This is a genomic window from Symmachiella macrocystis (assembly GCF_007860075.1).
In the GTDB taxonomy this organism is placed as follows: Bacteria; Planctomycetota; Planctomycetia; order Planctomycetales; family Planctomycetaceae; genus Symmachiella; species Symmachiella macrocystis.
Genome location: NZ_SJPP01000002.1, coordinates 151348 through 176428 on the forward strand (window position 1 = coordinate 151348; position 25081 = coordinate 176428).

Sequence of the window (25081 nt, forward strand, 5' to 3'; positions counted from 1 at the left end):
TGGCAGGCGGGAGCCTGCCCGACAAATACTGAGGGCTCCAAGGTGAAAAGACTCTTGTCGTTTTTGGTATGGCTCGGTGAACTGGCATTACTCTGCGGGCTTTTATCGAGACATATGCAGTTGTACGATATGCAACTGTCCATTCTGCTGTTGTTGCTGTCTCCTGCTCTTATTTTCGCTCACTGGACCGTTCTTGCCAAACGCGACATAGACTCATCATCCCGCAATAGACTTTTCTTCCTGACTGGCCCATGTATTTTTCTAGCGCTGTTCCTGGTTGTAGCTCTAACACGGCAGGCAAGGATAATCGAGGCACTTGGAGGGCCGACGAAAGAAATGGGGCAATTGGCGATTGACGTTCCCCAAGAATGTGTCAAAAAATGGACTGCAGACTATGGCCAAAAGATGATTTCCGAAAGGAATGCCTACACCATGATTCTTATCAGCATGTGTTTGCTTTATAACAGTCGTCTAAAACGACCCGAAAGTCGATCTCTGGGATATACAGAACCGTAGTCACGTAGGGTCCAATGTGCGGACCGTGCGTGATGCGTTTAATTTCGGTCCGCACAGCGGACCCTACGGTCTGTCCTACGATTCTGCTTCGATCATCCGCAACACTTCATCCAAGCCCGGCAGGGCCTCGCGGTTTCCCAGTTTCGCGCACTTCAACGCTGCCGTCGCCGCTGCGAATTTGAGCGTTCGATCGGCCGGCCATCCGGCGAGCGTCGCATGCACTATGGCGCCGCTAAATACATCCCCTGCGCCGGTCGTGTCGACGGCCGTCACTGGAAACGCTGGTTGCGTAAGCTGCTCTGCACCGGTAAACAACATCGCGCCTTGATCGCCATCGGTGATTGTCACCATCCGCGGACCACGGGCCAGCAATTCCCGGCCACCGCGTGGAATGTCGTCATGTCCCAAAAACTGGGTCAAGAATCGTCGCGGGCAATTCAACACATCGACCAGCGGCAGCAATTGTTCCATGCTCGGTTTGGGGGATCCGGAGTCGAGGAACACTGTTCCTCCATTTTTTTGAACGATGCGGGCGGCATAGTGCGCTGCTTCCGAGGGCCAGCCGTCGAGATGTATTGCACCACAACGCGCTAACAATTGCTCGTCAACTTCCTCAACCGAGAGGGGACTCTCAGCCCGCGAGCAGGCGATCGTGCGTTGGCCGGTGCGAGCGTCGATCCAGGCATGGGCAAACCCGCTGCGAAGGCCCGTGCGACAACAGCTGCCGGAAAAACCGATCCCCTCATCTTGAAAGTCGGCTTCGATCATCGCTCCAAATGGATCGTCTCCCCAATGCCCCAGAAACGTCGTCCGTCGTCCGAAGCGCGCCAACACCGCCAGTGCAGTGGGAACCGGTCCGCCGACTTGAAACCAGTCGGTCTGGATTTCGTTTTTGGAATCGGGTTCCGGATACTGTTCCAAGATGACCTGATGGTCAACAACGACTGTCCCCAGGCCGGCAATGTCAAATTCCACGTATCTCTCCAGCGGCGTTCCTCCGCCCATTCAGAATCAAGTTATCCAATGGAAACCGCCGATTTGTCACGATATAATTGCAACAGATACCTATAACCCGCCGGACTCGACGAACGGGTATTCATTAAATTCGGGCGACAGCGTGAACCAATACTGCTCATCAAGCAACGCTGATAGGGAATTGGCCGCCATGTGCGATCAAAAAAACCTCTCTTCTGCCGACAGGATTTCCGTCGCCACGGGTCCGCGGCGGGTTGTCTATTTGCTCGCCGCCGGGGGCTTTTTTGCTTTAGGAGTCGCTGGAATCCTGCTGCCGGGACTTCCCACCACGCCGTTTTTGTTGTTGACCAGTTATTTTTTGCTCCGCTCGTCGCCATCTCTAAATGAGCGTCTGACCCATTCGCGATTTCTCGGCCCCATTCTACAGGATTGGCACGCACGTCGCGGCGTGCGGCAGTCGGTGAAACTGCGTGCGATCGCTTTGGTCGTGCTGATGTTGGCCGTCTCCATTTATCTCGGAAATTTGCCAGCACCGTTGGCCACCGCTGTACTGGCCTTGGGCGGCGTGGGACTCACGGTGATTGCTCTGTTGCCGAGCGTTTCCACGACCGATAACCACGCCACCGTCAAAACGGCCGCGATTACTGATCCAGCGGATTGAACAGCAACCCACTGAGCAGTTTGGGATAAAAATAGGTACTTTTCGGCGGCATCTTCTCAAAGTTCCCGGCGATCTCCTCAATGTGTTCCATTCCCGCCGGCGGAACCAGGCAGGCCAATTGGCAACTGCCGTTTCGTTGAGCCTCGGTGACTTCTTCCAACAACCGCACATAGGTGCATTGGGGGTCCGCTCCCGCAATGTTGTTTTTGAGGCAATGCTCTAAAACCAAACTTCTCAGGACGCTCACTCCCAAGTCTCGCCAGGCGTCACTTTGGTCGGGGGCGAGTTCGGTCATCAAGCTGCCGTTGGTCAATCGCGCGAAGACCCACCTATTATCAGCGGTCGTGCCGAATCCGAATACATCCTGACCGCCGTCAGCGTCAATCAGATCCCAACACTCCTGCATCGCCGCTGCCCCCTCGCCGACCGCTTCGATTTCAAATAGGCCCTCCAAAGCGGTGATGAGTTGGTCGCTGGTCATATCGGGCAGTCCACTGACCAGTCGGTGCGTGGGCAAGATTGCCAAACCGGGATCGCTCATGCCGACCATCATCATCATCACAAAGTTGGCGGGCGAATTTTCATCCGCCAATTTCCCGGTCTCGGCTAAGTGGTTGCGATAATTCAGCGCGGTTTCATAACGGTGATGTCCATCAGCGATAAAAACTGGAGTCTCCCGCAGGACTTCCAGGGTTTCGTTGATCGCCGCTCGGTCGGTCACAGCCCATAGACGATGAATCACCCCCAGATGGTCGGTTGCCTCCATGGGGGTCATCTCGGCGATCGCTGATTCCAATGGCGTCTGCGCGGCTTGGTCACTGTCGGGGAACAGGCCAAATATCGGGGAGAGGTTCGTGTGGCAGGCCTTAATTAAAGCCAGCCGATCCGCTTTGGGACCGGACATAGTCTGTTCGTGTGGAAAGATTTTTCCTTTGCCGAACTCTTCCAATCGAACGCGGCACAAGAATCCTTTGCGGACGAAATGCTGGCCGGCCCAATCGAATTCTTGATGATAGACGTACAGCGCATCTTCGCGATCACGAGATAATAGGCCATCGTTGACCCACCGTTTGAGAAAGTTGGCGGCGCGATCGTATTTATCGTCCACTCCGGCGTCGCCCGGTTCGGTCCGATTGAGGATCAACCGCACAGTATTGCAGGGATGTTTTTCGTAGAGCTCCGTCTGCATTTGCTCGTTAATCACGTCATAAGGCGGAGCGACAACGTCGGAAATGTCGCCCACTTGAGCCACGTCATACCGCAAAGCACGAAAGGGATGTATATCAGCCATAGGTCAACTCTCCGTCGTATGTTGTTCGATCCGTGCTACAGTCTTGGTCACTAAACTAGCTGGCTCACGCATGCAGGTACTAACCACAGAGGTCACCGAGAAATGACCATCCCACTTGAGTCGGCACTGTGGAAAGTGCTACCAGTCGCACTCAAATAGGAATGATGAAAACGTAACCAGCGAGTGTGATCGCGTTGGCTAATGCACTCAACTGCACTTTCCGCTGCGATAAAATCATTTCGGTCAGTTCATCACAGTTTTTTCTCTGTGTCCTCTGTGAACTCTGTGGCTATAATTTTTAAAAACCTAACTAGCGGCACTACCATTTGTGAAATCATTGCTTTGTTAAGCGTTCTCGTTCAAATCCACGCCCCGCACCGCTTCGATGAACCGTTGCACCAATTCTAAATCTTTTACGCCGCGCGTCGATTCCACTCCGCTGGAAACATCCACACCCCAGGGGCGGCAGGCGCGAATTGCGTCTGCGACGTTTTCCGGGGTCAATCCTCCGGAGAGGATCAATGGCGGCCATTCGTCACGGCGATACTCTCGTGCCAACATTTTCCAGGAAACCGTCTGCCCGGTCCCGCCGTATTGGCCCGGCACATGAGCATCGACGAGGCAATAATTGGGCATCGTCCCCAGTTGGTTGCATTCGGCCAAATAGGCGGACAGTTCATCCAGTCCGTCACTACCAACACGCAAGGCGCGGATAATTTTCAGCTCTGGAAACGCCGCAGAAAAACCGGGAGGTTCGTCGCCGTGCAATTGAACCGTCAGCAGATTGCACGTTTTTGCTCCCGCGCGAATCTCTTCCTCCGTGTGATTGACGAACAGACCGACCGGCTCAACAGAATCAGGCAATTTCGCGGCAATCTGGGCCGCAACGGTGAAATCGACGGCTCGCGGAGATGGCTGGTAGAAATTCAGACCAATCGCATCAGGTCCCATGGCGGCAATCCGTTGCGCGGTTTCCACATCCTTAATGCCGCAAATTTTAATCCACATGGTTCGGTATCGTCGTTCAGTAGTGCAGGGTAAGCCTGCTGAAACAATTCGCTGTCGCAACGCTGACCAGTCTCGTTGACTCTTGCAGTCATACTACACGCGCCTTGGAATTGGAACTGTGTCATCGACAAATTCCGCAGTATCGACCGGTTCACGACGTCCATTGGCAGTGACGGAATCAGACAGTTACAATACCCCCTCGTTGAAACGCCGTTCCCTGATCTCAAACGCATGATCCGGAACGTCTGAACATTGTTGAAACCTACGAAGTCTTTATGAATATTGTGATTCTCGGTGCGGGGACCGTCGGCACCTCGATTGCTGAATTGTTGTGCGCCAATCGTCATAACGTCATTTTGGTTGACCCCTCCCGGCAGGCGCTGGAAATTGTGGAAGACCATCTGGACGTCCAGTCGGTCGTCGGATCGGCCTGTGATGCGGCCACCTTGTTTCATGCCGGTGTGCAAAGCGCTGATTTGTGCCTCAGTGTGACCAGTGGCGATGAAATCAACCTCGTCGGCGCCAGCCTCGCCAAGTCGATGGGGGCCACGCGTAGCATTGCGCGGATTTTTAATCCAACCTATCGCGACGCCAGCACCTTTGATTATCAACGGCATTTTGGCATCGATCGCTTGTTGAGTCTGGAACATCTGACCGCGTTGGAACTTGCCAAGGCAATCCGCAAACGCGGGTTATTTGCCGTAGAAAACTTCGCCCGTGGGGGAATCGAAGTTCAAGAACTGGCTGTCGAGGCCGATGCCAAGACCTCCGGTGTTCCCTTGCGCGATCTGAAATTCCCCCCAGGAGTAAGGGTCGGTTTGATCTCCAACGGGCACAAGACGTACATTCCCAGCGGCGACGACGTGCTGGCTGCGGGTGATCATGTCACGCTAATCGGCCAACGCGAGGCGCTGGAGGATGTCCGTAATCTCTTTCAACACAAGACGGAATCCAAACTCAGTGTGATCATCGCCGGCGGGGGGGCAATCGGCTACAACCTTGCCCGCATTCTGCAGGGACAACGCTTTAATGTCTCGCTACTCGAGGCGGATGAACAACGTTGCCACTACTTGGCTGAGCGCTTGTCGGAAACGACCGTCCTGCACGATGACGCCACGCGGCTCAGCGTGCTGAAGGAGGCCCGCGTGGGCAAGGCCGATGTCTTCGTCGCCGCCATGGGACACGATGAAGACAATATCATGTGCGGAATCGAAGCCTTGGAAATCGGGGCGCCGCGGATCATGAGTGTGATCCGCCGTCCGGATTATGCCAATGTGGTCCAAAAATTGGGAATCGACAAAGCAGTCAGTCCCCGAGAGGTGATGGCGCAACAAGTGCTCGGCATGGTGCAGGCCGGACCGATTCTGGCTAGAACCGAATTGGCCGGCGGAGTTGCGGAGGCTTGGGAGTTGGATGTCCCTCCCAAAGCGGAGATCCTCAAGGCAAAACTCAAGGATTTGAACTTGCCGCAACAATGTCTGGTGGCAGCCATCGTCCGCGAAGACTATGTCCGGGTCCCGGGCGCCGAAGACCAAGTCCGCGCCGGCGATACTTTGGTTGTCCTGGTCCAGAAGGAGAGTATCGATCAAACTCTGAAGTTGTTCCTCGCTCCGTAACCCTTTGACATAAAGACGGTTGTAGGATTGTCCTGCGATGCAATCAGGCCGCTGCCATCGACAAATCCTAACTGTAAGAGATCGACGAGACTTGTGATGTTCAGGCGATTTGGTTAAAACATATATGAACATGCTGATCCCAAAAATGTTGTTTTGGGGGAGCGGATTTTTTAACGAATGTCGTCGAAGCTCGGCGATACACAAAGAATCACCAACACGATATTCAATTGGGAGAAATTGAGAATGCGGAAGTTGCTTGCTTTGGCCGCGGTGGTGGCCGTTGGCGCTGTTGTTACTGCCAGTGCGTCCTTAGCCGAAGAAAAAAAAGAAGAAGAAAAGAAGCCGATGTCGATCCATGACGTCATGGAAAAGGGCTTTAAAGGCGGAAAATCTCTGTTCCGCGCTGTAACAAATAAGAAAAAAGAGTCGACCGAAGAACAAAACAAAAAGTTCTTGGGCATGCTCAAGGATATGGCCAAACAAAAGCCCCCCATGGGTGAGGAAGAGAGTTGGAAAAAATTTACCACAGCGATGATCGAACCCGCAGAGATGATCGTGAAAGGTGAAGAAGTCAAAAAAGCAAAATTGGCACTGAAAAAAGCTGCCAGTTGCGCAAAGTGCCACAAAGCACATAAGCCGAAAGAATAATATTCGACCTCCTCGAGGTGGAATGACAGTATCGCGGGTCTGCCGGCACTCTCCGGTAGGCCCGTTTTTCGTTCGACAACACGACATCTCCCACAGCACACTCATCTCAATTCCTCCCGTTGCCTCATGCGTTTGTTTGTCAGCGAATTTTTGTGTAGCGGAGCATGGCCTGCGGAGTTGGCTGGCTCGCTACTCGACGAAGGTCGGGCTATGTTGTCGGCATTTCTGGAAGACGCGAGCCGCATCGACGGAATCGATGTGGCCACGACCTGGGATACTCGCCTCGGCCCCCCGCCACATGGCATAGCTGAAGTTCATTTGGTGCAAACCGCCCAAGAGGAACGCCGACTGTTCGAACAGCTCGTCGAAAACTGCGATGCGACGTTCTTGATCGCACCGGAATTCGATGACCACCTCACTCGCCGCGCGGAAAGTGTCATCTCACAAAACCGCCCACTGTGCGGACCGCACGTTGCCGCCATAAAACTGTGCGCCGACAAACTCCAACTCGCTCGCCAACTGCAAGAAGCGGGTGTCGCCACGATCGACACCTCCGGGTTTGATCCAAGCAACATTGCCGAATCCAGCATCCAATTTCCCTGCGTCATCAAACCTCGCTATGGCGCAGGATCACAGGAAACGCGGTTCATCCCTGATGCCGCTACGTTAAAAGCGGTGGTCGCAAGCCTGGGCGCGGATTCGCAATTGCATCAAGGAATCGTGCAGCCTTATCTCCCCGGTACCCCCGTTTCGGTCGCCGTCCTTATTAACCACAAGGGCCATTGCGTGCACCGATTTCCACCGGCGCTGCAACGGCTCACGGATGATGGTTTTTTCACCTATCAGGGGGGACAAGTCCCGGCGTTAGGCCTGCCGCACTCAATCACCGAACAACTAGCAACCGAAGCTTGCAATGCGGTTCCCGGGCTGCGAGGCTACGTGGGGATCGACTTGATCGTCCCCGCCGACGCCCCCGACTCCGCTGTCGTTGTGGAGATCAATCCACGACTGACGACCAGCTACCTCGGCTATCGCCGCCTTGCGGAAGAGAATCTAGCGGAACGAATCTTGTTTCCCGACAAATTCCCCAACCCGATTCGCTGGCGGTCGCAGACGATCACGTTTACCCCCGACGGACAATTTTCGACCACTACATGAAATTCCCAATTGGCCCATGAGCATACTCGGACTCGATATCGGCGGCGCGAATCTCAAAGCTGCCGCAGCGGACGGACAGGCGGCGGTGCGTAGTTTTGAAATCTGGAAAGCGCCCGACCGCTTGGAAGCGGAATTGGAATCGCTCTTCGCGCCATTTGGGCAGCCGAGTCAATTCGCCGTGACCATGACGGCCGAATTGGCCGATTGCTTTGCGACGAAGGCCGAAGGCGTCGCGCATGTGATCCGCGCGGTCCAGCAAGTCGCGGGTGACCGTCCCGTGCGTGTGTGGCGGACATCCGGGGATTTTGTCGAACCGGCTGCAGCGATCGCCGAACCGCTGGGTGTGGCTGCCGCCAATTGGCATGCCTTGGCCAGTTGGACAGCCGATCATTTTCAGATCGACAACGGATTACTCATTGACATTGGATCGACGACAACCGACTTGATTCCGCTCGTGGGCTGCAAATCGGCCGCGGCAGGATTGACCGATCCCGCGCGACTGCAATCGACGGAATTGGTTTACACTGGCGTTCGCCGCACGCCGCTCTGTGCGGTGGCCGTCTCGGTGCCGTATCGCGGCGGTTTTTGCCCATTGGCGGCAGAGCTATTTGCCACGACGCAGGATGTCTATCTCATTCTGCAGGACATTGACTCCGACGAGAGTGATTTCCACACCGCTGACGGCCGCGCGGCGACCGTCGAGATGTCCCGAGCGCGTTTGGCGCGGATGCTGTGTTGTGATCGCGAGGAATTCTCGCTGGAAGATGCGCGCGGGGCGGCGCAGTTTATTGCGAATGTGCAGCTTCAAATTCTGTCAACCGCTGCCCAGCGAATCAGCGAGCGGCAATCCGAACCGTTCGAGACCGTGGTTCTCTCTGGTTCGGGAAGTTTCTTAGCCGCACGCCTCTGTGAAGCATCGGAAACGCTGCGCGGTTGTAAGGTCATTTTGCTCCCCACAGAAACCTCACCCGCAATCGCCGAAGCAGCCTGTGCTTACGCGGTCGCACGTTTGGCTAAGGATGCGGACGGTCCGGCTTAACTTCGGCAGCAGCTTATAACGGCAAATTGAACCTACCGGTTTTGCCGGTCCTGCGGCCCTATCTGTTGTCCCGGCCGTGATCACTACAACGCGAGCAGCACGCGCATCCGTGCCAAACGTCGTGAAAGTCCAGTTGAGACGGGGCGGGCGTCGATTCTAAAAGAACCGGTTCTCTCTGACCGGTGTTTGCCCCACTCCGCTGGAAAGTGTCGGAACCGCCCGATGATGGGAAGTTTGACAACGTTGTTGTGCCTGACGTTGGCGGCTGCAACGCCGGCCGATCACGCTCGCGATCCGTTTGAAGCGGCCGAGACGGTTCGCATGTTTACGTTCGATCACGAAAAAGATCGCACGTTGGACAAACTCCCCCAGCCGACCGACTGGAGTCGGCGGCGCGGACCGCTATTCCCGGAATACGTCGAAGCCTACATCGATCCCATCGATGCCCCCAGCGATTATAACGGCCAACGGTCGTTGCAATTCACCCTCAACGGCGGACAGGCGACGTACTATTCCCCGGCGATTCGGATTGCCACGGATCATTCCTATGGACTGGAGGCGAAGATTCGCACCGCCGGTTTGATCCATGACGCCGCGTTCATTTCGCTCTCCTTTTTGAATTACAAACGGCAACGAATCGAACGCCATCTCAGCCAAGCGGTGATGGGGACACATGACGAATTTCAAACCGTGCGTGTTGGCCCCTTCAATCCGAAACCGGAATTCAAGTTTGTGGTGATCGGCTGTCACTTGATGGCGGGCGCCAAAATGGACATCCATGGCGACGCTTGGTTTGATGACATTCGCTTAGTCAGCCTCCCGTTGGTCACCATCTCAACGCACAACAACCAACACTATTTCCTCGAAGGAGAAAGGATTCAAATCGAGGCAAGCGTTTCAGGCCGCGATGTCGGTCGCAAACACCAACTCGTTTTGGAATTGGAAACAGCCGAAGCGGAAACTTCGGAGGGCGATTCGGAGATCAAATGGATCAAACGAGAGCGGCGCGCGGATGATAAGGATCTGAACAATTCAGGCGAGCACACTTACAAGTGGGACCTGTCCCAATTGACGCATAACGATGAAACGTTGCTAAAAAAAGGCTTTTATCGCGTCCGCGCCACCTTCAAGCGAGATGATGTTTCGATTCTGCAAAAACTGACAACATTCGCCGTGATGGAACGCGCCCGTCCCGGAAGCCACGGTAACTTTGGCTGGTCACTGACAGAAGGTGCCGGCGAGATGGATGTACCCGAATTGGCCGAAGTCGCGGCACAAGGCGGGGTAAATTGGGTCAAATATCCGTTGTGGACCGACAAAGGCGTCGTCGGCATGAATGACTCGGCCGATGTCACACAACTCGTCGAACGCCTCACACGCAAGGACATCAAACTCGTCGGCTTGTTGAATCATCCACCGAAATCGTTGATGGACAAGTTCGCTGAAGACTTCACCGGCTCGGCCATCGGTAAAATCTTCAACATGCCCAACGACTTCTGGTATCCCTCCCTAGAACCGGTGATTGCCAGTTATTCCTTCCGCGTGCGGCATTGGCAATTGGGTGATGAATCCGACAAAAGTTTCGTCGGCATGAAGCGTCTACCCCAAGTTGTGGATTCGATCAAACAAGAATTCGACCGCGTCGGCCGCAACGTGCAAATCGGCGTCCACTGGGATTGGACACAGCAATTGCCCGATAGCGAAACTCTGCCGAACAGCTTCTTATCGCTGAACACAGACCCGACTCCCAACGACGCCCAATTACAACAGCATCTGGAACGCACCGCCGCCACCGGGATTCCGCGTTGGGTACTCATTAAGCCGTTGTCGACCGATCACCAACTCAACGAACGCGCAGCTGATCTGGTTCGCCGCATGATGGTTGCGCAATTGGGCGGCGCGGATGCCGTCTTCGCCTACAATCCGTTTGATCCGGAATTCGGGCTGTTGTATCCCGATGGCTCGCCAACTGAACTGTTTCTTCCCTGGCGGACAACTGCGCTCGCCTTGCAGGAGTCGACGTTTCTCGGCAAATTTCAAATGCCCAACAACAGCCCGAACGTGGTCTTTGCCAAACCGGGTGAAGTGTTGATGGTGATTTGGAACGACAAGCCGACCACCGAGACAATTTACCTGGGCGAAGATGTGGAAATCACCGACCTGTTCGGCCGCACTCGTCCCGCGGAAGTCATCGAACTACGGCAAACCATCGACCGCAAATCCACGCAAGCCCGACGGCAACAAGTCCTTCAAGTCGGTCCCGTACCGATCATCGTGCGCAAGTGTTCCGCACCGGTCGCCCGCTTTCGTTTGGCAATGCAATTCCAACGTAAACGGGTCCCTAGTGAATTTGGCGAACACCAGGAGATGATCACTGGGACGAATACCTTTGGTCAGGGCATCACCGTCACTTCGGACCTGAAATACAGCGACAAATGGAACGTCGAGCAACTGCGCGCCCCACTGACGCTGTCGCCGAATGAAGCGTTCCAACTGCCGGTCTCGTTATCTTTCCCCCGCGGTGCGGGCATTGGTGACCTTTCTGCCACCGTCGATTTTGATATCTCCGCCGACCGCGAATATCACTTCACCGTGCACCGCCCTTACACCTTGGGGCTCGGCAAAGTCAAATTGGATGTCAATTACCATGTCGAGCGAAAACATGGCCACGCGATACTCGTCGTTGAGCAAATCATCACCAACATTACCGAGCCGTTGGAAATCCTGAATTTCAACTGCAACTTGTTGATACCCGGGCGGCGGCGGCAGAAACGTTCTGTCGTCAAACTGGGCCGCGGCGAAGACCGTAAGTTTTACCGCATTCTGAACGCCGAAACGTTGATCGGCGAAGAAATCAGTTTGCGCGCCGTCCAAGTCGACGGCAAACGCTTTCTAAATAAAAGCTGGAGAGTGGAAGATCGCCCGCCCGTGGAAACGCCGTAACGGCGGGATTCTCGGTTGCGCTAACTCGAGACGGCAGATGCCAACAACGGCTTGTCTGACAACGCGGCCGCCTCACCGCATTCAAGCCATCGCATTGGCTCTAGAGCGCGACATCCCAAGCTTCGGTTGTCAGGCATCCCATTGCTGCGGTATCCTCACGCTGCTCGCTCACTGTGAATCCAGCCGGCAGCCACCGCTCTAGAGGGACTTTCTGCAATGCAGCTCAACCGACTTTACTTAAAACCTCAGTTCATCATTCCAAACGGCATCATTAGCGGTTGCTTGTGTGCCGCTTTTCTTTTTGGCGGGCAAATCGCCGTCGCTGATGACGCCACCAAGCCCAAAGCGGATGATGCAAAGCCGGCAGCCGAAAAACCAGCAGCCGATGCTGACCAACCAGTCGAAGAGAAAAATCCGTTCACCCGCCATTTCCGCGTCAAAGATTTCAATGGCGGCAACGGCTGGTTGAATACATCCGGTCCAATCACGCCGCAAGACTTGCGGGGCAAAATCGTCATCCTCGATTTTTGGACCTACTGCTGCATCAACTGCATTCATATTTTGCCGGAACTGAAAGCGCTTGAAAAGAAATACCCCGATCAATTGGTCGTTATCGGCGTCCATTCGGCCAAATTCGACAATGAGAAGGGGACCGAGAATATTCGCCAAGCGATCATGCGTTATGAAATCGAACACCCGGTCATCAACGATTCAGACATGACGTTGTGGCGCAAGTTTTTCACGCGATCCTGGCCCACCATCGGTATTATCGATCCCGAAGGCTATTTTGTGGGCAACAACTCGGGCGAATTCCAACACCAAACCATCGACAAACACGTCATCCAGCCGTTACTCGCATATCACCGTAAAAAAGGGACGCTGGACGAGACCCCCATCGACTTTCACCTGGAACGCGAAAGTGCGCAACCGACTCCGCTGCGCTATCCCGGCAAACTGCTGGCCGATGAAGCTGCCGATCGGTTGTATATCTCCGACAGCAACAACAATCGTATTGTCATCACCACGCTTGATGGCGAATTGGTGGACATCATCGGCAATGGCAACATGGGCACCGACGACGGCGGATACGACACCGCTACGTTCGATCATCCCCAAGGCATGGCTCTGCGGGGTGACGCGCTATACATCGCCGACACCGAAAATCACCTCATCCGCAAAGTCGACCTCAAAACCAAGCAAGTCGCGACGTTGGCCGGTACGGGTGAACAAAATCGATCCCGCAGAGTTGGCAAAGAGTTGCTGACGACCGCATTAAACAGCCCTTGGGCGTTGTCAGCCATCGGCGACCAACTTTACATCGCGATGGCCGGTCCACACCAGATGTGGGTGCTCGACGAAACCGCTGGCACGGTACGGCCCTTTGCGGGTTCCGGCCGTGAGGATGTTATTGATGGACCGTTGTTCGAGTCGGCGCTGGCACAACCCTCAGGCGTGGCGACGGATGGTGAATTTCTGTATGTCGTGGACAGCGAAGCGTCGGCGGTCCGCAAAATCGACTTAGCCCCCGAGGGAAATGTCACCACGCTTGTCGGCAAAAACGGCGGCGGACTGTTCCGTTTTGGTGATGTCGACGGTGTCGGCGCCGAAGTCAAACTGCAACACCCGCTGGGGATTACCTACCACAACGGCAAGTTGTATGTTGCCGACAGCTACAATCACAAAATCAAAGTGGTGGATATCGACACGCGTCAGTGCACGACTTTCCTGGGAACCGGCACGGCAGGCAACAAAGCTCAGCCGCCGCAGTTCTCCGAACCGGCAGGACTGGCTGTAGCGGGATCGCGGTTGTACATCGCTGATACCAACAATCATCAAATCCGCGTGGCCGATCTGGATAGCCAGCAAGTCACAACGTTGGAAATCGCCGGTTTAATGCCCCCCTCGCCACCGAAAGCGGTCGCCAAACAGCGCCCGCTGAAGAATGTCACGAAACTGCCCCCCACTGAAATCGCTGCCGGCAAAACGCTCCCCTTTGCGGTGCAGTTGGACATTCCAGACGGTTTTAAAATCAACTCACTCGCACCCGTTACTTACCGTGTGACCACTCAGGGAGAGCAATCGCTGATTGCCGCTAAACATCTGGGCGTTCGGGGCGAAGCTGATTTCGTTGATGGAGCGGCAGAGTTTGCGTTGCCGCTTGAGCAGGAAACCGGCGCAACGACGTTGTTGATCTCGGTGACTTATCAATTTTGCCGCGATGGTGTTGGCGGACTCTGTAAAATCCGCACGGCCAATTGGTCGCTCCCCATCACAGTCAAACCTGCTGCGACGGAACGGGCTGTGAAACTCACCGTTCCCGCCCCGGAAAGATAAAAACCCGCACCGCGACATAGCCGCGGGCGGGTCTTATTCGACTCTGCGAATTCGCGTTGTCCGCTAATTCGATGAGGGCAACGGTTGGGTTTCGATATCTTTGGCGATCAACAAAACAGTGGACCGCGGAAACACGCTGTAGTTGCATTGATCCGGAAGTGGAAGTTCACAGTCCGCTTCGGTAATCGCGTCCTTGCCGCAGGCGGTGTCGATAAATCGGTACCATTTGCGGCCGCTGGGTAAAGCCGGGAGCTCAAATGCTGCCGGTTCCCAATGTGCATGTGCGATGAGATAAATATCGGTCGAATCTTCGGTGCCCTGATTTTCGAACATCCGCATCGCCAGGCTCCGCGACTCCCACGACCAATCGGGCTGGTTCAAATGCATTCCGTGCCAAGCAATCGTAATGCCATCGTCGCCAAACGTCCGACGCTGAAAAATCGCGTTGCGACGGCGAAACTGAATCAGTCGTTGGAAGAACTCTAACAACTCTTTATTCTTTTCCGCTAATGACCAATCCACCCACGATGTGGTGTTGTCTTGGCAATAGGCGTTGTTATTGCCGTTTTGTGTGCGGCCGAATTCATCGCCCGCCAGCAGCATGGGCACGCCGTGGGACAGCATCAGCAGGGTCGCCATGTTTTTGACCTGCTGTCTGCGGAGTTTATTGATCTCCGCCGATTTCGTCGGTCCTTCCGCGCCGCAATTCCAACTGTGGTTGTCGTTGTCCCCATCGGCACCGCGTTCGCCGTTGGATTCATTGTGCTTCGAATTGTAGGAAACCAAATCCGACATCGTGAAGCCATCGTGGCTGGTGACGAAATTGATACTGTGATACGGCGCACGCCCGCTGCCTTGGTACAAATCGGCCGAACCGGACAAACGCGTGGCCAATGAGGCAACCGCGCCGGCATCGCTTTTCACAAACGAGCGGATATCATCACGGAATTTTCCGTTCCATTCCGCCCATCGCCCCCACGCGGGAAAAGTCCCGACCTGATACAGTCCGCCGGCGTCCCAGGCTTCGGCGATGATCTTCGTATTTGCCAAGACGGGATCAGCAGCGATGCGTTCCAACAACGGCGGGTTAGGCAAGACTGAACCATCCTGCCCCCGTCCCAGAATCGAGGCCAGATCAAAACGGAATCCGTCGACGTGCATTTCCGTGACCCAATACCGCAGGCTGTCTAAAATCATGTCTCGGACCACCGGGTGATTGCAGTTCATCGTGTTGCCGCAACCGGAATAGTTGTAGTGCCGTCCCGTTTTCGGATCGATCATATAATAGACTGAGTTGTCGATGCCGCGAAACGACAACGTTCGACCCCGCTCGTCTCCCTCGGACGTGTGATTGAACACAATATCCAGGATGACCTCGATGCCTGAATCGTGCATCGCCTTGACCATCGTTTTGAATTCATTCACTTCAGCGCCGACGCCGTTGTCCGATGCATACGCGGCTTTGGCGGCGAAGAAAGCGATCGAGTTGTAGCCCCAATAGTCGAACAACCGTTCGCCCGTCAGCGGATTGCGGCGCCAATTCCCCGATTCATCAAACTCATTGATGGGGAGCAGTTCGATGGCGGTGATCCCCAATTCCTTCAAATACGGGATCTTGTCGATCAGTCCCTTAAACGTGCCGGGATGTTTCACGCCCGAATTCTTGTTCGCCGTCATGCCCCGTACGTGCATTTCGTAGATAATCGTTTCCCACAACGGCCGATTGAGCGGTTGATCGAATTCCCAGTCAAATTCGCCGTCGACCACGACCGAATGCTGGCCGTGGACTTCGCCCCCTTCGGCAAGCGGATCGTGATGATGGTCGATGTCGTGCCGTGATCCCCAACGGGAACTTCCCGACACAGAACGGGCATAAGGATCGAGCAACACCTGATCGTAGTCGAATTTGTGGATGTGGTCGTGTGGTCCCTGCATGCGGTAACCGTATTGGATCCCCACATCGACGCCGCTCACAAAGGCATGCCACACCTGACCAGTGCGGTTGTAGTGCGGATCGAGCGGAAACTCCGCGATCGGCTCCATTTCGCCCGGCACGAACAACACCAACGTCACTCCGGTGGCGTGTTTTGAGAAAACGGCAAAGTTGATGCCGTGCCGCTGTAATGTCGGCCCCAACGGCATGGGCGATCCACGAGAGATGGAGAAATTACTATCAATGACCTGAAACAATTTTTCACGAATATTTTGGTCGACTGCCATAATTTTTTCGTCCGTCCCTGTTCTTGTAATAAACCGCATCCCAAAAGTACGGGACGCCCCTTCATCGGGAAGAGCGCCGGATCATCAACTCGTTTTTCTCAATAAGGTTGCAGCCGTCAATGTATTGCGCAACAACATCGTTATCGTCATCGGTCCGACTCCGCCCGGAACTGGACTAATCGCCCCGGCGACTTCGCAGACTTGATCAAAATCGACATCTCCGACCAATTTGCCTTCCAGCCGGTTGATTCCCACGTCAATGACCGCCGCACCAGGCTTGACCATGTCGGCCTTCACAAATAGCGGCAAACCGATCGCAGCGATCAAAATGTCTGCCTGACGTGTGATGTCGTTCAGGTCGCGTGTCCGACTGTGGCAGACCGTCACGGTCGCGTTGGCGGCTTCGCCTTTTTGCATTAGCATGTTGACCAACGGTTTGCCAACAATTTCGCTTCGCCCGATCACAACCGCATGTGCGCCGGCTGTCTGTACGCCATGATGAATTAACATTTGCTGGACGCCGCACGGCGTGCAGGGCAAAAAGCGTGGACGGCCTTGCACGATCAATCCCACATTCTCGGGATGAAATGCGTCGACATCCTTCAGGGCGGAGACGGCGTCAAGGACTGCTTTTTCTTCAATTTGCGCGGGTAAAGGCAACTGCACCAAAATACCATGCACGCTGTCGTTTGCGTTGAGTTGACCAATCAACTCCAACAATTCGGCCTGCGTGGTTTCCGCGGGAAGCCGATGCAAGGTGCTGCCGATTCCGACATTGGCGCAGGCGCGTTCCTTGTTGCGAACATAGACGGCGCTCGCCGGATCTTCTCCCACCAGCACCGCAGCCAAATGGGGCGTGACTCCGCTTTCGTTGGTGAAGGTGGAGACATCGCTGGCGATCTCCCCCCGCAATTTCTCAGCCAACGCCTTGCCGTCAATTATGTGTGCAGGCACGTCAAAAATTGTCCTTGTCGCTGGATTTCCGAATCTTCTCAGTCCGGCCTCACCGGTTCTCCATTTCATAGCGTTTCGCACACCGGTTGGCCATATGGAAGTTCGAAAAAAATGTCGCCGGCCAATTCGTCGTCGTTGCGAACATTGCCGGCCTGGGTGTGTCTTACCTTTGTCGCGACGCATAGAATTCGTTGGGCCTGTTGCCTATTTCGTCAAACCAACGTTTCCAGCCCCCAGATTTTCGCGGTGGCCCACAACGCTACGGCGGCGTAAATCCCGGCCATGCTATCGTCGGCCATAATCCCCAGCCCGCCGTGCATTTTCTCCAACCGTGATGCCGGAGGCGGTTTTAAGATATCAAACACGCGAAACCATAAAAATCCAAAGACGGCCGTCGCCCAGGTCAGCGGAGTCACCAGAAACACGATCGGCATGGCAGCGATTTCGTCAAAAACCACGCCACCAGGGTCGTCGGTCCCCATTAATTTCGCCGAACGCCCGCAGATTGGAATCCCGATCATAAAGAGCCCAACGATCGCCAGACACTGAATTGGCCATGGAAACTGCTGGATTCCCCACACCAACGGCAGTCCCCACAATGTGCCAAATGTCCCCGGCGCAACGGGAATCCAACCGATTCCCAACCCAGTACCGAGCAGAAGCACTGCATTATCCCAAAACGGCTTCAAAATCGATCCTTCGTGCTCTGTTAAAAGCAAAACTGCGTGTTCCAGGCAGATTTGAGGCTAACGAAAACTCAGCCCGGTTGCAGCCAGCTCTAGAAGACGCCGGGCGCAACTGCAATCCTCCCTAGGATTTGGTTGTCCCCTACTCAAAAACGGAAAGAAGAATTATACTTGCCGTTGACGACAGGCGAAATGCCTAGTAAACCGCAATTCCATCGCGTCCCGCCAGTGACACGGCGATTTTTGAATCTGTTTATCACGCGACCCACTGCCATGACTTTTCGGTTTGGCAGCAGATTGGCCGCAATAGCCACTGGAGTCTGAAAGAACGTATGGCCACCGATACAAAAGCAGACAAGCCGCTGAAGCCCAGCAAGATTGAAGTACTCAAAGAAGCCAGTCAACAACTGCGCGGTACCATTGCCGAGGAATTGGCCGCCGATGAGGATCACTTCTCCGGCGACTCGCTGCAGCTTCTGAAGTTCCATGGTTCGTACCAACAAGACAATCGAGACGAACGCGGGCAAAAAAACGAAGACGGTTCGCGCAAGGGCAAATCGTACAGCTGCATGGTCCGCACGCGAATTCCCGGCGGAAAGGTCACTTCGGTCCAATTCCTCGCCGAATTGGATCTCTGTGAAAAATACGGCAACGGCACGGTGCGAGTGACGACGCGGCAAGGGTTTCAACTGCACGGCGTGGTGAAGGACAACATCAAAGAGACGATCCGCGCCATCAACGACTCTCAACTGACGACATTCTGCGCCTGTGGCGATGTGGAACGCAACGTGATGTGCTGCCCGGCGCCGTTCAAAAACAGCCCGGTACACGATCAAATGCAGGCGCTCTGCGATGCCATCGCCGAACACCTCAAACCAAAAACAACCAGCTATTACGAAATTTGGCTGACCGACGAGGACGGTGAAAAGACCAACGCGACCGCCCAATTTCAACCGGTTGAGGAACCGATTTACGGCAAAACGTATCTACCTCGCAAATTCAAAACTTGCGTTACCTTGCCGGAAGATAATTGTGTCGACATTCACTCCAACGATCTTGGTTTCTTGGCAGTGGTCGAAGGTGATGAAATCGTGGGATACAACGTTCTAGTCGGGGGTGGCATGGGTGCGACTCCTTCGGCCAAGAAAACATTCCCCTATCTCTCCAAACCGATGGCGTTTGTCACGCCCGAACAGGCCGTCGACGTAGCTGAAGCCGTTGTGAAAGTACAACGCGACTTTGGAAACCGCTCCGACCGCAAAATCGCCCGGCTCAAATACCTGATCGCCGACTGGGGTGTGGAGAAGTTCAAAACCAAAGTCGAAGAATATTACGGCCAAGCTCTGCCTGATCCGCGCCCCGTTGTGGTCACCGATGTCGACGACCATCTCGGTTGGCACGAACAAGGGGACGGCAAATGGTTCGTCGGAATCAACGTCCCCAGCGGACGTATTCAAGACTCGGAAGAAGCGCGGTACAAAACCGGCTTGCGCACGATTCTGGAAAAATACGGGATGGAAACGCGGCTGACGGCATTGCAAAGTGTTCTCCTTTGCGACATCGAACCCAAGGATCGCGACGACATCACAGCCCTTCTGGTTGCTCACGGTATAACCGCCGCAGAGGAGATGACGCCGTTCCGTCGGCTCGCAATCGCTTGTCCCGCCTGGCCGACCTGCGGATTGGCGATTACCGAATCCGAACGCGCCTTGCCCAGCCTGATCGAGGAATTTGAAGCGGAGCTGGCACGACAGGATCTGACGGACGAGCGGATTTCGCTGCACATGACTGGCTGCCCCAACGGCTGTGCTCGCCCCTACACGCCCGATATCGGGCTTGTTGGCAAAGCGGCGGGCGAGAAGTATACGCTGTACCTCGGAGGCAATGCCGAAGGCACCCGGTTGGCATTTATCTACGAAGATATGGTGCCCTCGACGGAAATCGTGCCCAAACTCTCGCCGCTGTTCGCCTTGTTCAAAGAACAACGCAATGCGGGGGAATCGTTTGGTGATTTTTGCGATCGTCTGGGACAAGAAAAATTGGCGGCGGTTGCAGCGACTTAAACCTCGCGGGCCGAATGACAATTTTTTTGTTTTTTCGATCAAGAACGCCTAGGATCTAACGAATAGCCAGAAACGATTCTCAATTGAGTTTGATGGATTTCACTACTATTCGTTAGAGCGGGAGAACGACGATGTTGGATCAGTTCCTCAAGCTGAATGAACCCCAACTCGCGTTTTTGGCCGGCACATTGGGCATGATCCTGGCCTCCGTCAGCTTGATCGCTTGCGCGGTGGCCATTCAATATCGCAAATATCGCACGCGTGAATTAGAGCTGGCTTTTAAAGACGATCTGCTCAACCGAGGTCTCTCGGCCGCGGATATCGACCTACTTTGGTCGGGCCAGCACCGGGGTTACGTCACAAAATGCCTCCAGTTTCTACACCATTGCTGGCAATACACCGTAGAATGCGTTCGCGGTTTGGCGACGGCGCTCCGCCAAAACATCGCAGCCATGGTGCGCATGGTTGACGATTACCGAACCGGTCGCAGGGAGCGGGCACTGGCCTTTCAGCGTGAGATGCTCGATCGGGGCCTGTCGGTCGATGAGATTTGTGCACTGGGTGCAGCCCGCCGTCCGTGGCTGGTCAACTGGATTTCCGATTGTTGTCTTTGGTTGGCCACCACCACGGTCGAAGCCTGCCGCTGGATCGCGCATCAGGTGGCCACATTGGCCCAGAAACTGCTCGCGTCGGGCAACAGCAGCTTGAATCGGTATTGGCACCAACGGTAAAACCCCCGCCCCCGCGGCACCGCAATCACACCACGACGGGAAAACCGAGGTTTTTCCTCGCGTTCTTCTATACGCCATTTCCTAAATGGGGTTTTGTGCGTTTCCCGCAGTGTGCTATATAGTCTCCCTGCCTCCAATGCCTACATCGCGGCGTTTTCGATGGAGATTTTTGTTGGAGATATCGGCTCTAGCCCCTATACCGACAGCGGCAACTATTGCGAATCATCGAATTGACGGATCTAGGCAATGAACGAATCGAGCGAGACCCCTTATTCTCAACCTTGGTACGATACGCTCCTCAACCAATTTGGCGAGGGCGTTTGCCGACAGTTGGGAGTCTATGCGATTCCCGAAGACTTTCTGCTCTCGGTTGTGATTCCGATCTACAACGAGCGGAATACTCTGATGACCCTCGTGGATTGCGTCCGCGCGGTTCCGATTCGCAAAGAATTGATTCTAGTCGATGACGGCAGCACCGATGGCACGATCGAACTGCTCAAGTCCTTGGAATCACAAGCCAGCGACGACGATTCCAATCGATTGCAGATCAAATACCACGAAGTGAATCGCGGCAAGGGAGCGGCGCTGCGAACGGGGTTTGAGTCGGCGACCGGCAACGTCATCGTCGTTCAAGACGCAGACCTGGAATACGACCCTTCAGAGTTTCCCCGCTTGCTGCAACCAATCCTAACCGGCAAAGCCGACGTGGTCTATGGCTCACGATTTTTGGGCGACTACGCGCACCGGGTGCTATATTATTGGCACTACATGGGCAACCAAGTGCTGACCACCTTGTCGAACTGTTTCACAAACTTGAACCTCACCGACATGGAAACCTGCTACAAGCTTTTTCGCCGGGAAGTGCTGCAGGACATCTTGCCCACGTTAAAACAGGATCGCTTCGGATTCGAACCGGAGATTACCGCTAAAATCGCGAGGCGCGATTTGAGAATCTATGAGCTCTCCATCAGCTACAATGGTCGCCCCTACGCCGAAGGCAAAAAGATCGGCTGGCGCGACGGCGTTAAGGCGCTGTGGTGCATCGTCCGCTACGCCTGGAAAGACTAAAGGCACTCCCACCACGGATGACCTGTCGCACAAACGCACATGTGCGGGCATTCATGGGGGCCGCCGTTTGACCTGCGTCTCCACAGCTACAGATGCGCTGCTGATGTTCCGCATCGATGATGTGGAAGTTGCCGCATGCTATTTCACATCGCGTATCACATGGCCGAAGTCACGTGTTTGTGAAATGACGTTCCCCGCATTGACGGCGATGCTCGGAACGATCGGACAACCGGCTTTCCGCAGGCCCCGCGCCGTCCAGACATTGCATGTTTTAGGAAAATAATACGAACCGTTCGCCCTGTAGAATTGGCTATTTCCGTAAATCCCACGTCCTAACGATTCGGCTTGCCCCCAATCATCTCGGGCGTGCGCGTCGGAAATGTGTTGGCAGAGTTCATCAAACCCAGCTTCAGTTAATTCCACCTGGATGATCGAGCTCGTGGGAAAGAATTCCTCTAACGGCTGATCGAATCCGACAACATGCATCACGCTCGGCGTCGGTAGTAACGCCGCTTTTAAGCAGAGCGGAGCGGTGATTTTCTCTGCCCGATAGAAACCTTCGTCTCCCCAACCGATTTCAAGATATCGCGCATTGGGAAAGTCGGCAATTTCGGGCCAGAGGTCCGCAGGAATATCATCCCGCAACACGACCAGTCCGGTATGCCAACCGTGACTCACCACATAAACAGTGCGTGATGGTGATTGCCCACGAACCGGAAATAATTCTTGAATTGGGGTCGCACACCCCCCGCAGATAAAAAGCAAGCAAACCACATAGCCGAACAAAGAGAAACGCATCTTACGATTCCATTTCAAAAAACCTAGCCAGTCTTCCCCCTGTTCACGGACGCAATCTATACCCCACCTCATGTTTTTGAAAACGGCGCTTACCTGGATTGGCACTACAATTGTGGTGGTTTTCATAAAAAACACCGTGTGACTTTTGAGGACCGGCGAAAAACGCCGATCAGGGAGCGACGGTCATTGCGGCTGTTTACTATCCTAATATTCACGAGTGTCCGATGGTGCCCTAAATTGCCAGTTCGCGTCTCGTTTAGTACCCTGCACACTGTATGAGCCGGTAACGGCACTCCAATTTGATAGTTTGCACACAAAAGGCAGGGAGCCTCGATTGAATACCCCCACGGACTCGCCCCCACCACACAACCCAAATTCCGGTCCCCCGCAACCGTCGACCGGTCCCTCCAGCGCCAAACGGCCGATCCGTCCCGCTCCGATTTCGCGGGGAATGTTGATGTTCATCCTCATCAGTGTGGTGTTGCTCCTCTTTTGGCTGCAATATCGTGAGGAATCACTGGCGAATGTGCGGTATGACTTTTTCCGCGAACAGCTCGCCGCCGACAATATCGAATCGGTGCTGATTGAAGAGGAGACCATTTACGGCACTTGGAAAAAACCTCCCGAGCGTCAACTGGAAGACAGTGCGACGACTCCTCCGCCCAAAGCCGATGCGGACGGAGAGAAATCCAAGCCAGCGTTGTTCCCGAAGAAATTCAACGTCATTCGCCCACCGGCTGAGGATAAGGATTTACTCGCCGACCTGGATGCAAAAAAGGTAGAAGTCACCGGCGCCAAAACACCGTGGGGCTCACAGTTTCTGTTGATGGTCCTGTTTCCCATTCTGTTGATGTTGGGAGTTTTGTGGTACATCATGCGCCGCACCTCTGACCCGATGGGGCAGGGCGGGATGCTGGGTGGGTTTATTAAAAGCCCCGCCAAACGCTTCATGCCGGCGGAGCAACAAACCACGTTCGACGATGTGGCCGCGATGGAAAATGCCAAATCCGAGTTGCAGGAAGTGGTCGAGTATTTGAAAAACCCCACCAAGTTTCAAAAACTTGGTGCAGAAATCCCCAAGGGAATTTTGCTAATGGGAGCACCGGGAACCGGCAAAACCTTGCTGGCCCGCGCCACCGCTGGTGAAGCCGGGGTCCCGTTTTTCTCGATCAACGGTTCGGAATTCATCCAAATGTTTGTCGGCGTGGGGGCCAGCCGCGTCCGCGATATGTTTCGTACCGCCAAGGAAAGTGCGCCCTGTTTAATCTTCATTGATGAAATTGACGCAGTGGGCCGCGCGCGGGGAACCGGCGTTGGTGGTGGACATGACGAACGGGAGCAGACGCTCAATCAAATCTTGGGTGAGATGGACGGATTCACACCGAGCGAAGCGGTGATTGTCTTAGCCGCCACCAACCGCCCCGATGTGCTGGATCCCGCGTTGTTGCGTCCGGGACGTTTCGACCGGCACATCACAATCGACCGTCCCAGCAAAGCAGGCCGGTTAGGCGTACTCAAGGTGCATACCCGCAAAGTCCCCATGGCGGACAACATCGATTTGGATTCGATCGCCGGGGGGACGATTGGGTTTTCCGGAGCGGACCTGAAGAACCTCGTCAACGAAGCTGCCCTGCACGCCACGCGCGAAGGCCAAGACCGTGTTGAAAACGAGGACTTTGAATATGCCCACGACAAAGTCCTGCTCGGCCCGCGCCGTGAAGAAGTTTTTAACGAGCATGAACGGGAAATGACCGCGTACCACGAAGCAGGTCACGCGCTGCTGGCTTGGTTGCTCCCCGACGTCGATGAGTTGCACAAAGTCACCATCATCCCCCGCGGACGTTCGTTGGGAGTCACCCAATTGGTTCCCGATGAAGAACGCTACAATGTCGGTGAGAAACGGCTGCATGCACAACTGGCGTTTATGTTGGGCGGCCGTGCTGCGGAGAAACTGGTGTTCGACGAATTCAGTGCCGGCGCTGAGGACGATCTCAAAAAAGCGACCGATTTGGCGCGGCGGATGGTCGGCTATTGGGGCATGAGCGAAGCGATCGGTCCCATTTCGCTCAGGCACGCGGAGCATCAACCCTTTTTGGGTAAGGAGATCGCTGAGCACCAACGAGAATACAGCGACGAGACCGCTCGCATTCTCGACCAGGAAGTACAAAAAATCCTGTTTGGTGCTGCCGAACGCGCAACGCAAATGCTCACCGAAAATCGTGAAGATCTAGATAAACTGTCGCAAGGTCTCTTGGAGAAAGAGGCACTCGCTGCTGACGACATCAGTGAGATCATCGGTGCGGCTGTCTCCCGCACCCGGGGGGGATCGGAGAAATAGTACGATCCCGCCGAATCGTTGCGGTTCTTAACGT

At 54.8% G+C, this 25081-nt stretch carries 19 protein-coding genes; 12 read left to right on the forward strand and 7 right to left on the reverse strand.

Features of this window, described 5'->3' with window-relative positions; all coding sequences use genetic code 11:
* The first annotated feature begins 42 nt into the window (after positions 1-42).
* Positions 43-516: a hypothetical protein gene (locus tag CA54_RS18635; RefSeq protein ID WP_146372519.1), complete on the forward strand. Its 474-nt coding sequence runs from the start codon at positions 43-45 to the stop codon at positions 514-516.
* A gap of 75 nt (positions 517-591) precedes the next feature.
* On the opposite strand, the gene CA54_RS18640 is transcribed toward CA54_RS18635, so the two are convergent.
* Complete coding sequence (locus CA54_RS18640; RefSeq protein WP_197532601.1) at positions 592-1491, reverse strand: carbohydrate kinase family protein; 900 nt, start codon at positions 1489-1491, stop codon at positions 592-594.
* Positions 1492-1681: 190 nt separating this feature from the next.
* On the opposite strand from CA54_RS18640, the gene CA54_RS18645 reads away from it, so the two are divergent.
* Positions 1682-2152 carry a YbaN family protein gene (locus tag CA54_RS18645; RefSeq protein WP_197532602.1) on the forward strand — a complete coding sequence of 157 codons (471 nt, stop codon included), beginning with the start codon at positions 1682-1684 and terminating at the stop codon, positions 2150-2152.
* Here CA54_RS18645 and CA54_RS18650 read toward each other — a convergent pair.
* Together CA54_RS18650 and CA54_RS18655 are read right to left on the reverse strand one after the other, a co-directional pair.
* The gene (locus CA54_RS18650; RefSeq protein WP_146372522.1) at positions 2133-3443 is read right to left on the reverse strand and encodes a DUF1015 domain-containing protein; all 1311 of its coding nucleotides are present in this window, start codon (positions 3441-3443) and stop codon (positions 2133-2135) included. The genes CA54_RS18645 and CA54_RS18650 overlap by 20 nt on opposite strands.
* 345 nt (positions 3444-3788) lie before the next feature.
* Positions 3789-4451, reverse strand: a complete 663-nt coding sequence (locus CA54_RS18655) for a phosphoribosylanthranilate isomerase (protein WP_146372523.1) — start codon at positions 4449-4451, stop codon at positions 3789-3791.
* A gap of 275 nt (positions 4452-4726) precedes the next feature.
* Here CA54_RS18655 and trkA point away from each other — a divergent pair, with 275 nt between their 5' ends.
* The 6 genes from trkA (at position 4727) to CA54_RS18685 (ending at position 14189) form a co-directional block, all read left to right on the forward strand.
* Positions 4727-6067: a Trk system potassium transporter TrkA gene (gene trkA, locus CA54_RS18660; RefSeq protein WP_146372524.1), complete on the forward strand. Its 1341-nt coding sequence runs from the start codon at positions 4727-4729 to the stop codon at positions 6065-6067.
* A 243-nt stretch (positions 6068-6310) separates the two neighbouring features.
* On the forward strand, positions 6311-6715 hold the full coding sequence (locus CA54_RS18665) for a hypothetical protein (protein ID WP_146372525.1): 405 nt from the start codon (positions 6311-6313) through the stop codon (positions 6713-6715).
* Between the two features lie 126 nt (positions 6716-6841).
* On the forward strand, positions 6842-7873 hold the full coding sequence (locus CA54_RS18670; RefSeq protein WP_146372526.1) for an ATP-grasp domain-containing protein: 1032 nt from the start codon (positions 6842-6844) through the stop codon (positions 7871-7873).
* A 16-nt stretch (positions 7874-7889) separates the two neighbouring features.
* Positions 7890-8912 (forward strand): hydantoinase/oxoprolinase family protein, encoded by a 1023-nt coding sequence (locus tag CA54_RS18675; protein WP_146372527.1) that lies wholly within the window; start codon positions 7890-7892, stop codon positions 8910-8912.
* 222 nt (positions 8913-9134) lie between these two features.
* Entirely contained in the window at positions 9135-11855 is a 2721-nt protein-coding gene (locus CA54_RS18680) for a hypothetical protein (RefSeq protein ID WP_146372528.1), read from the forward strand.
* A gap of 216 nt (positions 11856-12071) precedes the next feature.
* Positions 12072-14189: a thioredoxin-like domain-containing protein gene (locus CA54_RS18685; RefSeq protein WP_146372529.1), complete on the forward strand. Its 2118-nt coding sequence runs from the start codon at positions 12072-12074 to the stop codon at positions 14187-14189.
* Positions 14190-14252: 63 nt separating this feature from the next.
* On the opposite strand, the gene glgX is transcribed toward CA54_RS18685, so the two are convergent.
* The 3 genes from glgX to CA54_RS18700 all read right to left on the reverse strand — a co-directional run bounded on the left by glgX (position 14253) and on the right by CA54_RS18700 (position 18052).
* Positions 14253-16409 (reverse strand): glycogen debranching protein GlgX, encoded by a 2157-nt coding sequence (gene glgX, locus CA54_RS18690; protein ID WP_146372530.1) that lies wholly within the window; start codon positions 16407-16409, stop codon positions 14253-14255.
* An 84-nt stretch (positions 16410-16493) separates the two neighbouring features.
* A complete protein-coding gene (gene folD, locus CA54_RS18695) occupies positions 16494-17363 on the reverse strand; it encodes a bifunctional methylenetetrahydrofolate dehydrogenase/methenyltetrahydrofolate cyclohydrolase FolD (protein ID WP_146372531.1) in 870 nt (289 codons plus the stop codon).
* A 212-nt stretch (positions 17364-17575) separates the two neighbouring features.
* Positions 17576-18052, reverse strand: coding sequence for a phosphatidylglycerophosphatase A family protein (locus CA54_RS18700; RefSeq protein ID WP_197532604.1), 477 nt, complete (start codon positions 18050-18052; stop codon positions 17576-17578).
* Positions 18053-18381: 329 nt separating this feature from the next.
* Between CA54_RS18700 and CA54_RS18705 the strand changes: the two genes are divergently transcribed.
* The 3 genes from CA54_RS18705 (at position 18382) to CA54_RS18715 (ending at position 21911) form a co-directional block, all read left to right on the forward strand.
* Positions 18382-20112, forward strand: a complete 1731-nt coding sequence (locus CA54_RS18705) for an NADPH-dependent assimilatory sulfite reductase hemoprotein subunit (RefSeq protein WP_146372533.1) — start codon at positions 18382-18384, stop codon at positions 20110-20112.
* Positions 20113-20243: 131 nt separating this feature from the next.
* Positions 20244-20843 (forward strand): hypothetical protein, encoded by a 600-nt coding sequence (locus tag CA54_RS18710; RefSeq protein WP_146372534.1) that lies wholly within the window; start codon positions 20244-20246, stop codon positions 20841-20843.
* A 246-nt stretch (positions 20844-21089) separates the two neighbouring features.
* On the forward strand, positions 21090-21911 hold the full coding sequence (locus CA54_RS18715; RefSeq protein ID WP_146372535.1) for a glycosyltransferase family 2 protein: 822 nt from the start codon (positions 21090-21092) through the stop codon (positions 21909-21911).
* A 138-nt stretch (positions 21912-22049) separates the two neighbouring features.
* Here CA54_RS18715 and CA54_RS18720 read toward each other — a convergent pair whose 3' ends face one another.
* Positions 22050-22709 (reverse strand): DUF2459 domain-containing protein, encoded by a 660-nt coding sequence (locus CA54_RS18720; RefSeq protein ID WP_197532605.1) that lies wholly within the window; start codon positions 22707-22709, stop codon positions 22050-22052.
* A gap of 334 nt (positions 22710-23043) precedes the next feature.
* Here CA54_RS18720 and ftsH point away from each other — a divergent pair, with 334 nt between their 5' ends.
* Positions 23044-25047 carry an ATP-dependent zinc metalloprotease FtsH gene (ftsH, locus tag CA54_RS18725; RefSeq protein WP_231963125.1) on the forward strand — a complete coding sequence of 668 codons (2004 nt, stop codon included), beginning with the start codon at positions 23044-23046 and terminating at the stop codon, positions 25045-25047.
* Positions 25048-25081: the final 34 nt, after the last annotated feature.